The organism is Olivibacter sp. SA151 (assembly GCF_054130995.1).
This window is the reverse complement of the sequence record NZ_CP096391.1, coordinates 851,644-867,622: the sequence shown is the minus strand read 5'-3', so window position 1 is coordinate 867,622 and position 15,979 is coordinate 851,644. Positions and strand designations below refer to the sequence as shown.

At 40.8% G+C, this 15,979-nt stretch carries 10 protein-coding genes; 2 read left to right on the top strand and 8 right to left on the bottom strand.

Translation table 11 applies throughout. The annotated features are described in order from the left end of the window. Positions 1-15 precede the first annotated feature (15 nt). From M1D52_RS03475 to M1D52_RS03455, 5 genes are all read right to left on the bottom strand, one after another. Positions 16-3,459, bottom strand: coding sequence for a TonB-dependent receptor (locus M1D52_RS03475; protein WP_437394346.1), 3,444 nt, complete (start codon positions 3,457-3,459; stop codon positions 16-18). Positions 3,460-3,661: 202 nt separating this feature from the next. Continuing rightward, on the bottom strand, positions 3,662-4,846 hold the full coding sequence (locus M1D52_RS03470; RefSeq protein WP_437394347.1) for a FecR family protein: 1,185 nt from the start codon (positions 4,844-4,846) through the stop codon (positions 3,662-3,664). Between the two features lie 60 nt (positions 4,847-4,906). After that, complete coding sequence (locus M1D52_RS03465) at positions 4,907-5,488, bottom strand: RNA polymerase sigma-70 factor (protein ID WP_437394349.1); 582 nt, start codon at positions 5,486-5,488, stop codon at positions 4,907-4,909. A gap of 332 nt (positions 5,489-5,820) precedes the next feature. Further along, positions 5,821-7,161, bottom strand: coding sequence for a M60 family metallopeptidase (locus M1D52_RS03460; RefSeq protein ID WP_437394350.1), 1,341 nt, complete (start codon positions 7,159-7,161; stop codon positions 5,821-5,823). Positions 7,162-7,266: 105 nt separating this feature from the next. Beyond that, entirely contained in the window at positions 7,267-10,041 is a 2,775-nt protein-coding gene (locus M1D52_RS03455; protein ID WP_437394351.1) for a TonB-dependent receptor, read from the bottom strand. A gap of 322 nt (positions 10,042-10,363) precedes the next feature. Between M1D52_RS03455 and M1D52_RS03450 the strand changes: the two genes are divergently transcribed. Next, complete coding sequence (locus tag M1D52_RS03450; protein ID WP_437394352.1) at positions 10,364-11,362, top strand: WG repeat-containing protein; 999 nt, start codon at positions 10,364-10,366, stop codon at positions 11,360-11,362. A 209-nt stretch (positions 11,363-11,571) separates the two neighbouring features. Here the strand turns inward: M1D52_RS03450 and M1D52_RS03445 are convergent, their stop codons facing one another. Then, a complete protein-coding gene (locus tag M1D52_RS03445; RefSeq protein WP_437394353.1) occupies positions 11,572-12,720 on the bottom strand; it encodes a histidine decarboxylase in 1,149 nt (382 codons plus the stop codon). A gap of 147 nt (positions 12,721-12,867) precedes the next feature. Here M1D52_RS03445 and M1D52_RS03440 point away from each other — a divergent pair, with 147 nt between their 5' ends. Further along, complete coding sequence (locus tag M1D52_RS03440) at positions 12,868-13,338, top strand: Lrp/AsnC family transcriptional regulator (protein ID WP_013663957.1); 471 nt, start codon at positions 12,868-12,870, stop codon at positions 13,336-13,338. A gap of 38 nt (positions 13,339-13,376) precedes the next feature. Here the strand turns inward: M1D52_RS03440 and M1D52_RS03435 are convergent, their stop codons facing one another. Both M1D52_RS03435 and M1D52_RS03430 read right to left on the bottom strand, forming a co-directional pair. Next, positions 13,377-13,817, bottom strand: coding sequence for a hypothetical protein (locus tag M1D52_RS03435; RefSeq protein WP_013663958.1), 441 nt, complete (start codon positions 13,815-13,817; stop codon positions 13,377-13,379). A 231-nt stretch (positions 13,818-14,048) separates the two neighbouring features. After that, positions 14,049-15,875, bottom strand: a complete 1,827-nt coding sequence (locus M1D52_RS03430) for a beta-N-acetylhexosaminidase (protein ID WP_437394354.1) — start codon at positions 15,873-15,875, stop codon at positions 14,049-14,051. Positions 15,876-15,979: the final 104 nt, after the last annotated feature.

Sequence of the window (15,979 nt, the reverse complement as noted above, 5' to 3'; positions counted from 1 at the left end):
ATACGAACATGTAATCTAAAAACCTATCTGAACCCCTAATGCAAATGAGCGAATCATTGGATAGCTTGTTGAAAGAACCTCGGGGTCAAATACGTTGGGGACTTTGGAATACTCCCACAGGTTATAGGCAGCACCATAGACGCGCAGTCTTTCAATTTTTATCGTACGGGAAATTCGCTGGGGCAATGTATAACCTATTGAAACGTTCTTTAAACGTATGTAAGCTGCATTTTGTAAGTATCGGGTTTGTCTTTGTATATTGGCCGACTTCGGTTTATAGGCTGGATAGCGCGCATCTACATTTTCAGGTGTCCAAGAATCTTCGTAAACCTCCCAAGTTCCGCTGCCACTGGCAATAGCGCCCCAAAAGAGATTACTTCCCACCCAATAATCACGCTTTCCAACACCCTGAAACATCAAGTTTATGTCAAACTGTTTATAAAAGGTATTCATATTCAAACCAAATTGAAATCTTGGCGTACTATTACCGATAATTTTTAAATCGCCATGATCCGAAAAGGTAGCAGCTCCGGGACTTATTTCTCCGTCTCCATTTAAATCTTTATATTGTATATCCCCGGGGTACCATAAGCCGGAACTGATTTTATTTTGCGATGGTGCTGTATCAATTTGATCTTGTGATTGAAAAATTCCAGCCGTTTCATACCCCCAGATCTCTCCCATGACTTTGCCGGCATACAAGGCTTCATAGCTATTTGATCCATCTTGAATAATACGATTTGGATTACCGTTAAATTGGACAAGTTCTGTTCTATAATCGGAAAGGTTAAAAGCAAGATTATATCGTAATCCATTATCCAATATATCCTTCCATGCGAATGTGAGTTCCCAACCTTTTGTTTGCATTACACCTGAATTTCGGGTGGGTGCTGCCGTACCCAATACCGCCGGAAACTTGTCGCCTGCTACTAATATGTCTTTCGTTCTTCGTCGATACCAGTCAAAAGTCATATCCAACTTTTTGAACAAGGTGAGGTCAACGCCGAAATCGATCGTATTAGCCGTTTCCCAGGTTAACCCGGGATCCACAATACCTGGCGGCGTAATCCCAACAGGCCTCACACCATCAAAGATGTAATTCACTTGTGCAGTTGTCCCGTAAGAAGGTATGTAGATGTAGTTATTAACGTTTTGATTTCCTAAGCTTCCGTAGGAAAACCGTATTTTAAGATCATTGACAACTGATGTCATTCCTTGGGCAAATTGTTCACCACTAATACGCCATGCGCCCGAAAACGATGGAAAGAAATGGAAACGCCTATCTTTTGGGAAGCGTGAAGTACCATCATAGCGGCCGTTAGACTCTAACAGATATCTTCCTTTATAATTATAGGTAAACCGATAAAAAGCTCCACGTATTGCCCAAGCCTCTTCATTATCGTATGCATATTCATTGCCGAGCGTTTGCCCGATAACAGGCACATCCGTTGATAAAATGCCCTCTCCTCGCCCACCTAGATAATCATAGGTATACCATTCCTGATTATACCCAACTAACCCATAGAAGTCATGATCTCCTAACACTAAGTTATAATCTGTGTAAGCATTGATTGTATATTGATTCGAGTGTTGTTTCCAACCTTGCACATAATTGGGATTCGTGTGCACATTGGTGGTTGCGTCCCACCTGGTTTCAATTCTTTCCAATTCCGGAACAACCTGCTTCTGATTATAATTATACGATTTATAAGAGATGTCTGTCCGGATTTTCCATCCTTTTAAGGGGGTAATAATCGGCGAAGCACCCAGAATAATGGTTTCCTTCCCTTCCTGATTTAAAGAACCGTAGTCCATAAAGGACAGGATGTTATCTGTATAAGCGTTTGGTACGGGTGCATAAGGAGGTGTCTTGATGGGCATATTAATATTTCGTCCCGGCTCTTGTGCCAAGGCGGTCCACCATCCGCCTTTTCCACTCGGGCTTACGGGTTCCCGATAAGTTGAGTTATTATATGAACTGCGCAATTCGATCGCCAAATAATCAGAGATCTGAGAATTGATATTCAGGATCGCGTTATAACGTCTGTATTTGTCTGTGTTTATTTGGTATAAACCATCTTGCCCCATATAACCCACTGCACCATAATAAGAAGTTTTTTCGCTACCGCCCGTAAGACTCAGGTTATGCTTCATCATCGGTGAATATTCTTTCAGCGCTTCTTTATAGGGATTCGTATTGCCTACCCAGATAATATTATTTCCGGGATCCATAAAATACATGGGATTATTCACGGGATCATCCATATGCGCTTTAATCTTTTCCAATTTCAACAAAGCGTCACTCGAGGGCGTCTGATTCTGCATTTCCGTAGCTCTTATAGATGCCGCTTGTATGGTGTAAGCATCTAACAAATCCGGTATAGTGGCCGGTTTATTCCATTGAAATGAGTTGGAATATTCGATCTTAGTACGATCTCCTTTCTTACCTTTCTTTGTAGTAACCAACATCACACCGTAAGCAGCACGGGCACCATAAATAGCGGCAGAAGCGGCATCCTTTAAAACAGAAATACTTTCTATGTCTTCAGGATTTAACTGATTGATGTCTGCTTCGATACCATCTACCAATACTAAAGGGCTACCCATACCGAACTTATACTTATTGTCACCCTCGTCAAGATAAAATGACGTACCTCCACGTACATTTAACGAGGGCATGCTATTTGGACTGCCGCTGGTGTTTGTTATATTCAGATTAGGAATTACACCCTGTAAAGCCTGGCCGATATTTGCTACCGGACGGCTCTCTAGCACTTCACTGGTAACCTGATTGACAGCACCAGTTAGATTTATTTTCTTTTGAGTACCAAAACCCACCACCACTACCTCATCCAACACATCACTGTCTTCCTTTAATACCACTTTCATCAAATTACGGGTCGCTGGAACTTCCTGTGCCACACTCCCGATATAAGAAAATGTTAACAAGTCACCTTCCTTCACATCGCTAAGCACAAATTTACCTTCACTGTTTGTGGTAGTGCCTCTATTTGTACCCTTTACCCGAACGGATACACCAGCCATGGGATTTCCTAAAGAATCAGTAACGACGCCACTTACCGTTTGGGTCTGTACAATGCTTGGTTTGATTCCGGTTGTTTCTTTCTTTGGTTTTAAAGTAATCGTCTCATCAACGATATCATAAATGAAGGGCTGCTCATCAAATACTGCTTTCATCACCTCGCTGAATGGCTGATTTTTTACCTGAATAGTAACGGGCTTAGCAGTGGCTAAATACTTTTGATCATAAAAAAAGGTGTAACCACTTTGCTTGGTAAGTGCCTCAATAACTTGCTTCAATGTGGCATTTCTTAAGTTGAGCGAAATTTGTTGCGCATTAGCGTGGCCAAATTCCCAACTGCATAAGAGCATAAAACATACCAGACGTACAATACGTCTCGGTTTGTGTTGAGTTCTCAATAGTTCTTTTAACTTCATACATTCATTTTTGTTAGGTTCGATTAGGGGATGTCTTCTGATAGCCTACAATGGCTTATTCCGATTGTTATTGAAATCAGTTCAACACCGTCTTTTTAAGTCTGCTCATTCTTTTCGGTTTATTAATGAAGACGGATGAAAAGTTGGTGGGGGGGATAGCTACATAAAAAATTCAAAAGTTGGTCATTAACTTTTAATTATCTTAAGAGCCGGGATTTTGCCTAATGAGCCGTATTCTCTTGCCTGCTCCTGTTGCACCTCCTTCTTCGATGACAAATTGAAGCTCACTGGTCAATTCCAGAATCTTTAGAACCTTTGATAAGTTAACAGCGCGTTTCATTTTGCCGTTGTAGGTATTGTTTGGAAACTTATCGATATCCACCACTTTTACATCATACCATCGTTCAAGCTGGCGCATGATCGTCTTTAAGTCGGTATTGTTAAAAATAAACTCGCCGTCTTTCCATGCGATGCTTTCAGCAGGATCTACCTGTCGTATGGTTAATCGGGTTTCGTTTTTGGGTAGAGAACTTTGTTCGTTCGGTTGAAGTACAGCCGATGAAGCACGATCTTTCGTTAAAATTTTCACCCTTCCTTCCAACAAGGTCGTTCTCGTAGCCATTTCATTTTCATATGCATTCACATTGAAATGTGTACCCAGCACGAGGACTTCTTGTTGTTTTGTTTGAACAAGAAATGGCTTATAGTGATTGTGCTTCGCTACTTCAAAATAAGCTTCTCCATCGAGTTCTACCTTTCGTTCATTTTTATCAAAATGAAGTGGATATTTAATGGAAGAAGAAGCATTTAGCCATACCTTGGTACCATCCGGCAATTGCAGCTGAAATTGACCACCCTTGGGCGTATGAACTTCATTAAACACCATTTCCACACCTTGTTCGTGACTATCTTTGACTGGTTTAGCTGTATATACTAATTGGCCATTCTCCTTTTTCAAAATATGAAATCCATCTTGTTCAATTGATTCACCGGGTTTTAAAGAGGTCAAATCAACTTCCGAGCCGTTTGCTAAAGTCAGGCTTGCCCGATCTCCTCCGGGAGGCACATCGTGCACTACCAGCCGGTTTTCGAGCGTGTTGACGGAATGTGTTATATAATAGTTGTACGAGAAGAGAAAAGTCGCAAGCGTTATACCTGCAGCCACCATCCATTTTAAATAAGGTTTTGACGATATGCGTTTTGCCGATTTTTTTTCAATTGCCTGCCACATTTCTTGTTCTGCTAAATCGAAATCCACCTTCGCTAAGGGCAGATCATCGTTATGCCAAGCTTCATACCAATCAATCAGCAATTGTTTTTCCTCCTCGGTACATTGCCCCTTTCTATATTTTCGTAAAAGTCGATCGGCCTGTTGCTTTCTTCTCATTATACCTATGGTATTTTTCTATATGACGGTTAAACGTTCTCCAAAGGGGATATGAAGACTTTATTTGCTGAAAATAAATAAAAGGTATAGTAGAATACCCAATTTTGATCGTAAAATCTTTAAGGCTTTTTTTATCTGATCGGTAACTGTTTGATCTGAGATATTTAACTGTTGCGCAATTTCCTTGTGAGAAAGATGCTCCTTGCGGCTCATTTCGAAGACTAAACGCATTCGTGAAGGAAGCGCAAGAATAGCCTGATCAATATGCTGCTGCAGCTGCTGTTCGCGAATGCGATAATCTGTTCGTTCCGAACCTTCATCCAAGAAGGTCTGAAGCGAGTTTAGATAATCATTGGCGTGCTTACTTTTTGACAACATATCCAACACACGGTTCCTGATCGCTGTATGTAAATACGAAGCCAAGTTCAATGGTGCAAAATCTGCTTGCTGACTATAATTCCAAAGCTTTAAAAAGATATCTTGTACCACATCCTTTGCTTCTTCTTTATCTCTCAGTTTATTATACGCATGCGCAAAAAGGGCTCGATTATATCTTTTAAAAATCTCCTTGAAGGCCAAATCATTCCCTGCTCGAACCAAATCGACCAATGCTAAATCCGAAAGATGAATCAAAGTATCCATGTATGCTTTTCACATTAAGCCTCGACTATTGTATTATGTTCAAATCGTTGCAAAAAACAGCTATGCTCTCAGTGAAGTATAACAATATAAATTGGTTAGCCAACAAGTGCCTCTAGCTGGCAATGATAGACAGAAGTAAGCTGATTTGCAACAGCTCTGTTACACGCAATCGATTGTGTATTTTACGAAAACGTTGTAGTTCTTTTAGATCTTGTTGTAAACGTTATCAATCGATATAGGGCCAGTCTTAAGATAAGGAACATCATAAGACAGAAAATAAACAAGGTATCTTAGCATATTGCTAACATACCTTGAACGGTTATTTACTTATATTAATCTCGTAACAAAATCAGGTCTTCTGTCGGCATTGGCAGGTTCAATTGAGCAATATCATTATACACCAATTCATTCACGTTGAACCCCCATTTACGAAAAAAGTCACTTAAGTCCTTTCCACTGATTGAGCATGCTTTCAACATAAAATAACGCATCTTTTCCGCTGTCGTTGATAAAGTCGGTTTTTCTTCTCGTGTTTGCCTACTAAGCTGAACGTATAGCTGATCACCAAAAGCCAGCCAAAGCTGATGAAACATAATCAGTTTTAGGTCATTATCACCAGCATTATAATTTCGCTCGGTGAGTGGTTTCTCCAAAAACGTGTCTAGTTTTGGCCAGCTATTATTGATTGTAATGCGACTATCAGGTAGGCCAAATAAACGTTCTGAAGCCATAGAATAGACATTCACCGTGGTTTCAGTTAAACCATCCCAAGTCCACGCGGCCTGTTGATAAGTGTGACCAACTTCATGCCAAATACCCCAACCATTCACATTACTTAAGTATTGTGGCTGCAGCATTCGATAGCTTAAACTCTGTGTAAAATAAATGGCGATACCGGCCGCCATATATCCTCCGGCAGCGGGATCACGAACTGTAATTAAATGTTTATAAGGTGGTTTCATGTGATCTACCGAGGAATTATCTAAACCACTTATCGCATCCTGCGACTCGACGATAGAATCCAGTCGATTCACAATCAGGTCCTGGTTTTCATCTTTGTAAGTAATCGCATCCGCTAGCGTGGTAACCAAAATGGTACGATCCGATTCGAACATTACATCCGGTACGTTATCGATCGAATCCAAGGTAGCCAACCATTGCTGATGCGTGGTTACCCCTTTTTTATAATAGGGAACCGGTTTACATCCTGCTTCAAATTTTACTTTCGCCGCAGCGCTTGGAGTTCCAGTCGTTACATAACGAATATAAATAAGTCCGCCATATGCGTCTCCCGGTAACGTCTGTGTACCTGCCACAAGGTTGTGATAGGTACGCACAGGCCTAATAGCATCCCTAAAAGGTGTACCAACTGCCAGTACAGGTAAAGCGGTGCCCGCAGTTTGTGTCACAGTAACGGTGATAGAGTCACCTGGTGCGACGTAGAATCCTGTGGCCTGCATATCATTGTGCTGTCCCCGAAAGCCAAGTTGGGCTGCCACAATTCCTTGTGTTGGACCTTCTCGATATTCGTTTTCTGAAGGAGCTCGTGCGATACTGCTATTCGCATTGTCTTCCGAATCTACGGCATGAAAGGTTTCTTTTTTGCAGGATAATAATATACCGGAAAGGCATACAAAAAAAAACGTTTTTTTTAAGAGGAGTCTTCTCATCATGAATTTAAATTTGGTTAATGATAAATTTTCATGATGGCCTGCTTGTAAACAACTAAGGGCCATCTCTTTAATGAAGACGGCCGAATCTGTTTAAAGGGGGATTGACTAGCGCATCTTTCTCATCGCACCTCTGCCACTACCTCCACCAAATTGGCGTAAGTTGTAAGTGAAGCTTAATAGGAAATATTGTTGCAATATATTCGACTGAGAATCCTCAATATAGCGTTCCGTAATATTTCGGGTAATCTGCGTATTACTGTTAAGCAGGTCAAAGGCAGTAAGCGTTATCTCTGCTTGTTCCTTTTTAAATAACTTTTTACCGATGGAGACATTCCATAGAAGAAAACTTTGGTCATAGCCGGCAGCAAGGCCGGTATTGTAGCGATAGTTTAAACTGGAAGCTACGCGCAATCCCTTCCAGAAAATATAAGTAATATCATTTCGTATCTGCTGATTGTATGAATTATTGCTTAGATCGCGGTTACTGTTATTCCGAACCATATTATAATTCCCGCTATAAGAAAGACTAAAAATAATCTTACGGCTAATATTACTGTTAATACCGATACGTTGATTAATACCAAAGGTATTCGTATGTGTGACCAGTTCATTCAATATACCTACATCCCGATTATGATGCACGGTCGTATTAGCATTCAAGTTAATTTTCAAGGCTTCAATAGGAATACCAAAAGAGCTATTGGCACGCACACTATAATACCCATTTACATTAACCGGACGGGTAAATTGCGCCCCCTTGCCCAACAACACATTGTCCAATATAAAGGTATCTACCGCTGCTATAATCGTCGAATTGACAATGCGATTATTGGTAAGTTCACCATTCACACCAACTGAAAAGTTAGCTCCCGACTCTCTATTTACACTATTATAGTGCAGGGAGAAGGCATGTCTGAACTCTTGCTTTAGGTTGGGATTGCCCCCTGTAATATTCAAAGGGTTCTGGTTATTCACTACATCTTGCAATTGCAAAACATTTGGCGGATTCGTGGATGTATTGTAGTTGAAGCGTACACGTCGATCACGTGAAAATCGATACATGAGGTTTGCATTCGGCAAATAGTTAACGAATTGATGAGACGCGCTCGTTACCTCCGGAAAAATCCGGTCATTTGCCATTTTCGCCTGTTGATAGTCGATCCCCAAATCAACTAGAAAACTTTCCGAAGAATATTGGTAGTTGAGCCCTGCCCCGTAAAATTTATAATCGTTCCTGAATTCATTAGAGAGTTCCCGATTCAACTCACTGTACTGACCCGTTTCCAATAAAAAGTCATACATTCTTCGATCGGAATAGCTATTATTACTACGGTAACTCGCATTTCCCATCAGTCGGGCATGCGCTCCGAAAGGCTCCGTATAAGTAAGTCGCGCATTCCAAAGCGTGCTGTTAGAACGACTATCATTTCGATTATTGACTGTATCGGATCGGCTCATCGTACCGCTATCATAGAACGTATTATAAGAAAGGGCAAAGGCTTCGTTCGTGTTTCGGTTGTAGTTATTCTCCAGATGCGCAGAAACCGATCGGCCTTCACTACTTAAGCGCAAACCATAGTCAATACTACCTCCCAAGGTAAACGCATGGTTATTTCCTCTGTTTTCCCTATCGGACGTATTGATCAACTGTTGTAAAATGTCCTGTGTACGCGTATTGTTGGTATTCGTTGTTTTCCCACTATTGAAATTGATACGTGGATTAACCGTTAAACGTTGCGTTGAATCACGCTTGTATACTACTCGTATGCTAGCGGCATGCCCTTGATTAGTTCGATTGGTTTGTTGCGAAGATATATTAAACTGGTTGGCCTCATCTGCCATAAGTACCTCCCGATTCGCTGTTCGAATTAAATCTTTATCGGACGTATTAAAATGATAATCTGCATTAAACTCCACCTCCTTCCACCACGTATTATTGTAATTTAGAGCGATTCGATGATTGGGGCCAATCCCTCCACCGCTGCCACCGTCGCCTCCCCGGCCTCCCCTACTGCTCGCTCCAACGAGCTCATTGCTCGAAAAACTTCCCTGATTGATATTGTTGGAAAGAATATTTCCACTAATTCGGCGGTCGCCCTTAAAAGCGTTTAGAAAACCGCCTGTATTATAGCGCTCCTGGTTACCGATAGCTCCCGCCATACGTCCGAAATAACCACGCCGTTTCTCCGGTTTCGTGACAATATTAATGATTTTACGTCTGTTCCCATCGTCGAAGCCGGTTAGCTTTGATTGTTCGCTCTTTTCATCAATCAATTGTATTTTATCAATTACATCAGCAGGAAGCGTTTTTAAAGCTACGGCCGGATCGGAGCTGAAAAATTCTTTTCCATCTACAATTATTTTCTGTACATCTTCACCTTGTGCTTTAATTTTTCCATCCGCGTCAATTTCTACACCCGGGATCTGGGCAACTAGTGCATCGGCGTCAGCGTAAGCTTCCGTTTTATAAGCGGCGGCACTAAATTCGGTGGTATCCCCCTTTACCAACACAGGTGGAGGAGCGACCGTAATATTAACCGCATCAAGCATCGTAAAACTGGTTATCAATGGAAACTTTAATTCCAAGTCTCGATCCGCTATTTTTATCCTTCGCTTGCTTTGTTTATAGCCGACATAGGTTAATAAAAGAGTATAGTCAGCGCTCGGCAGTTGATCTATTACAAAACGACCGTTCACTTGCGCAACTGCTTGCTTGATTATGGAGTCTCCGGTGTTCAACAAACTGATACGGGCGCCCTGCAGCCCAATACCATCAGCGCTATCTACGACAGTACCGATAATCTTATGTTGGGAAAAGCCAGAAAAGAATGAAAAGCAAAAAATAAGGCAAATAACGACTCTTAAATGTATCTGACGCATTTATCATAAATTGGTTTGGATAAAAAGGGATGTCTAAAATCGTGGGATTTGCCGACTCATTTAGACATGCCCTTCATTGCCTACCCGAGGCTCTATCCAGAAAAATTAATGTTCTGTTTGTTTTAGTATAAAGTAAGACAGAATCTTGCTTTTATAGTTTAATCGCCACTTAATTGTTACATTTTTTTGTTAAACTCAATTTTACTTTCTCTTTTGGAAAAAGGATTAAATCAGCCCCTGAAAACCGGTATTTTAATTCGAAAAAGGCAAATTTGAAACTAAAAATTAGCCTGAATTTATTTAAATGCTTAGCTTCACTCTTATGAAATACACGAGTTTACTCGTTCTCATTTGCACCATGCTGTGCAGCGTGAGTTCGGCGCAAGAGCAAAGAAAAATATTCTACTTTCTCTCACCTGATAGCTTACTAGGCGTTAAAGATAGTCAAGGCAACATCATCATTCCCGCCATGCATTACTTTCTTCCCATTGCATATGATGATTTTAGCTTGCCTATTCAGGATAGCATTATCATGCTGGTTCCAAAACGTTCCCATCACTTGAAAGATCCGAAGCCTTATGGTTTGGCTTATGATAGAAATGGAAAAGTACTATACGCTCCTTACCTATTCGACAACGGCCCTGATTACCTAGAGGAGGGGCTTTCTCGCTACGTCGAAAATAACAAAATAGGTTTTGTCAACCGCTATGGCGAAAAAATAATTAAGGCGCAATGGGATTGGGTTAGTCCTTTCGAATACGGCATCGCTCGAGCTTGCAACGATTGCATTATTGACTATAGCCAAGATACCGAGCACCCTCGCTTAGACATGTCGAATGCCAACACTTTTTATATAGACAAAAAAGGTCGAATCTTACAGGCCCTGCCCGAAAAATCATCTGAACAAGACCAAGCGATAGATCGTGTTTATCTACCCTATCAATTTAGCTACAATCCATTTGAAGCTAAATTAATAAAGAAATTAGATAGTCAAGCCCTCATCAGCAAAGCTTATTTTGCAAATTATTACAACCGCTTAACGGAAAGGGAAAAAAATCTTCATTTTGAGATTGTGGAAAAACCGAGCAAAGGCTTCCCTTATTATGTGATCAATGCTTTCCGCTACGACGCCAATGGCTCTTATCACAGGATAGACAATCCGGATCTATTGTTTTACGCAACGGGAAGCGGCGATGTTTATCAAGTACCCTATGGAAATTTAGCAGAGAAGATGTCCTTAAAGGAATGGCTATCGAATTATGATGCAGCCGCCCGTCGTTACTTAAAAGAGCACCCCGATGCTCCCAATAGGTATCAATAAAAAAGGCCGCCTCAGAAAATTGTAGGCGACCTTACCAAACACATATCTTCTCAATTCGTTATTGGTTGTTGGTTGTTAGTTATTAGTTATTCGTTATTGGTTGTTAGTTATTCGTTGTTGGTGATTTGTTGTCAGTTGTGAGCAGAAACGCTCCTAAGGGCAATACTACTTAACTACCAAACTAATCCCCTACTCAACGTCTCAAACACTCAACTACTTAACGACTCAACCATTTCCCCACTAACTCGAGCGTCTTCTTGCATATCCTTTAAAAATTCGTCTAATTGCGTTTTTTCCACGCCCGGCATGCAGACAACATGGCTGCACCCATTTTCAGTTGCTAATTGCCATTTTTGACGCAAATGTTTCGAAGGTTCCGGAAAAACGACTGTAATAGCCGAAGGGTTTCGCCAAGCTTGGATTCCCCGGTCCAATAGTTGGCTTTCCAGATAGGTTGCCATCGTAAGACTTTCCGCTGCCCTTCGTTGAAGTCCCTCGCGTCCCAGTTTCTTTATAGCATACCATAAAAAGACGGGACTATGACCATTTCTGCTCCCCGTGATGGTTGTATCCACCGTTCCAATATAAGGTATGGCCTTTCCAATCCGTTCTTTATAATTCCTTTTTACCAATACTAGTCCACAAGGAATGGGGGAGCCAATAAACTTATGCCCACTGATGGCCAAACTATCGGCTCCATAACCGAAGTCAAAACCCGGCTTTAAATTTAATAACGCACTGTATACCCCGGCTAAAGCGGCATCGCAATGGATATAATAATTTTTAATTGCCGCCATTCGTAGTCGACTTTTTATTTCCACTAGGTCATCTTTGGCCTCTGTCATCGTTGTACCGATATTGGCAAAAATAATAGCAGGCTGATCTCGATGCATGTGTAGCATTTGCGCCAAATCGCTATAATCCATCTCTCCCCGCTCATCGGTTCGGATGACAATACTTCGCAAATTAAGGAGCTGAATATTTTTTTGAACGCTATAATGGGTCGCTTCCGAATAATAAACGATTCCATTTGGATAAAGTTCGCGCGCCACATACAACCCATATAAATTCCCTTCAGAACCGCCATTTGTTACATAGCCCCACCAGTTGTCGGCGGGTGCTCTGAACAGATCAGCAAAGAAAGCTAACACTTCCTGTTCCAACGAACGTGAATTAAGATCATAGGTAGATTCTACCAATGGATCGCCTATATTATTTAAAGGAAGTTTCAGTAAGGGATATAAGTCTGAATAATCAAAATCGCGGGCAATGGGATATCCCAGAAAATATGCTGCGCGCTCTTCTGCCCTTTGCATATAATTTGTCAGTCTTTCTTGATCGATAGCTTGCAAACCCATGTTGTTTTAATATTTTGCAAAACTATTACTATAAAAAATTATAATCTAACTTTATTTTCATATCAGAAAATAAAACGGAAAATAAATCGATCATCAGAATTAAATACTTTTTATCTAACTTTGCAGCATTGAAATCAGTAAAAAGCTATGACTGATAGAATAGATAAGATGGATGCTCGTATTTTGAACATTTTACAACGGGATGCATCTTTAGGTGTCAAAGAAATTGCGGCGGAGATCGGTTTAAGTGTTTCTCCCACTTTTGAGCGCATAAAGCGCTTGCGAAAAGACGGTTACATTGAGCGTTATGTGGTGCTTGTCAATCGAGAAAAATTAGGGAAACATCTTTTAGTCATCTGTACGGTTACCCTTAAACAGCAATCGCTGGAAACCCTTAAGAATTTCGAAGAGGCGGTTAATCAATTCAGCGAGGTTTTGGAAATCATGTGCATTGCCGGCAATCACGATTATTTGCTAAAAATTGCCGTAAAAGATGTAGAGGACTACCATTTATTCGTAATGAAACATCTATCCGGCATTCCAAACGTCGCAAATGTAAATAGCAGCTTCGTACTAAAGGAAATAAAAAAAGAGACCGCCCTCGAAGTAAAAATTTGATACGACCTTTTTAGCAGTTCGCTTTTTTTCACATCTCCTTAGTCTTCAATTGGCGAGATATAAGGCCAGAGCTTCAAAAATAATTTTTCGGACTCTCTATCATGAAAATGATCCTCGAGGCAAAAGACCTCCCCTTCATTTCTTGCGTCAGGACCTACGGTTGCCGGAACCTCGCCATGTACTTTCTCCAACACCTCTACCAGGCATTCACTTAAAAAGGTGGTAGGATGTCCATTCTTCTTTAAATCAGCAAAGTCTTTATAAGGAGACAGCTGTACATTGGTAATTGACATCAAAACTTTTGCTACGTTATCCAATTTGGGGCCCATAATCTGCTCAAAATCCACCTCTCCCGACTCCAGGCATCGGCAGTCAATGGAAGAAATTAGAATGGTGAGTTCCAAAAATGCTTCCGGATTCTTTTCCCATTCGGGGTGATAGGACATCAATATGCGAATTAAATCGATTTCTCTTAACATAGCGTTTCGGTATAATTGGTTCAACAATCGTTTCCTTTGCTTTTTGGAAATAGCATATAACGGATAACCAAACTTACTAATCTATGTTGAAGATTCCAAACGAACTTATTCACATTGAAGTATTTACAAAAATAGCGCTATACTTTAAATTTGTGAAGCAGTATGGGAACCTTATAAAACAAAAGCCACATTCGCATTGCAGAATGTGGCTTCAGCTAAAAATTAAATAATTTATTCGCTATAAGGGACACTGAACATATTACTTACTCTGCCAGTAGGTGTTACAATTATATAGTTCAAGTTAACCGGTTTTTCCTTTTTACCGGTCTTAGGCAAATCGATAGGTCCGCTATAGATATTTCCGGTTTGATCGGCTTTATGGTTATCAAACGTGTAATAAATAGTGCTATTTGCAATAAAAGGAATAATCTCCGCTGTTTTCCTTCCTGTTGCCGAATTCGTACCAAAGCTAATCTTGGCTTCCGGAATACGGAAAAAAACCTTTAATTTCTCTAATTCCTGTAAACGAATCGGTAATCTGTTAGTAGAAAAATCGTCAAAGTTTTGCTTTTCCTTCGCTGTCCATGCAATTTCAGCTAGCGCTAACGCACGCGGAAAGAGCATATATTCCAGCTTATTATTGGTACCAATATACTCTGTCCAAAGATTAGCTTGTACGCCTAAAATATGCTTTTGCTCTTGGGCGTTCAAGGATTCAGGGCGAGGATGGTAGCTATACACGCGTTCCAAGGGCAAAAAACCTCCGATAGCTAAAGGCTCTGTGCTAATGTCCTTCGCCTGATAATGGTCTATATAGAGATGGCTATTCGGCGTCATAATGACATCATGGTTCATTTTAGCGGCGGCAATTCCGCCCTCTTCACCTCGCCAGCTCATAACCGTTGCATTCGGCGCTAGTCCTCCCTCTAATATCTCATCCCAGCCTACTAAACGTCTATTGTGTTGATTCAAAAATTTCTCGATCCGGGTAATAAAGTAACTTTGTAAGCCGTGTTCATCTTTCAACTTATTTTTCTTGATTAGCTTTTGTGCAAAGGCAGATTGCTCCCAATGTTCTTTTGGCACTTCATCGCCTCCAACATGGATGTATTGACTAGGGAAAATATCCATTACTTCAGTGAACACATCTTCCAAAAATTTGAATGTTTCTTCTTTTGGGCAGAAAATATTAGGATGTACTCCCCAAAAGCCTGGCACTTGATAAGTCGTATCCTTGCAACCAAATTCAGGATAAGCCGCCAGGACGGCCGTACTGTGCCCTGGCAGCTCTATTTCCGGAATCACCGTGATTTTACGATCAGCAGCGTACTCAACCAAATTCCGTGCCTCTTCCTGCGTGTAATATCCGCCATGTTTTATACCATCATAAATAAAGGGCTTGAAATCACCATACTGACCAATGATGCTGGAATCGCGCCACGCTGAAATTTGGGTCAGCTTCGGATATTTTTTGATCTCTAAACGCCACCCCTGATCGTCCGTCAAATGCCAGTGTAATCTATTAAATTTAAAATAAGCCATTAAATCGACGATTTTCTTCATTTCGTCCAATGAGAAGAAATGTCGGGCGACATCAATCATTACCCCTCTATAACCAAATTCAGGCTTATCTGAAATCGTTACCGCCGGAATCTGTAAACCACCATTATGTTGTTCAATTAACTGTAAAATGGTTTGAAGACCATAAAACACACCGCTGTTATCGCCTTTGATCTTTATTGAATTTTCAGTAACATTCAACTGATAAGCTTCCGCTTCCGTCTGACTGTTCTCTATCAAAATATATTTGCCACTAGGCTCTGAAACGACTGGGAGACGTAGCTGGTAGCGGTTCGATAGCATTTCGTTGAACAGGTTAAAGGTTTTCCGAGTCGCTTCATCCTTTGCCACTAATGTCGTTTGGTTATCCAGTTTAAAGACACCCACTCCAGATTGAATAGACTGAGGCTTTGGGATAAGCGCGTAATTTCGCTCCTGAGAAAAGACACTGCTCAAACAAAAAAAAGTGATTAGCAGTGTAATAAATTGTTTTAGCATATTTATTTGTTGTTGGTTATTTGTTGTTGGTTATTAGTTGTTAGTTTTTTGTTGTTAGTCGTCTGGTTTTTTACCATCCCGGGAGATGTCACGCATCCTCTAGA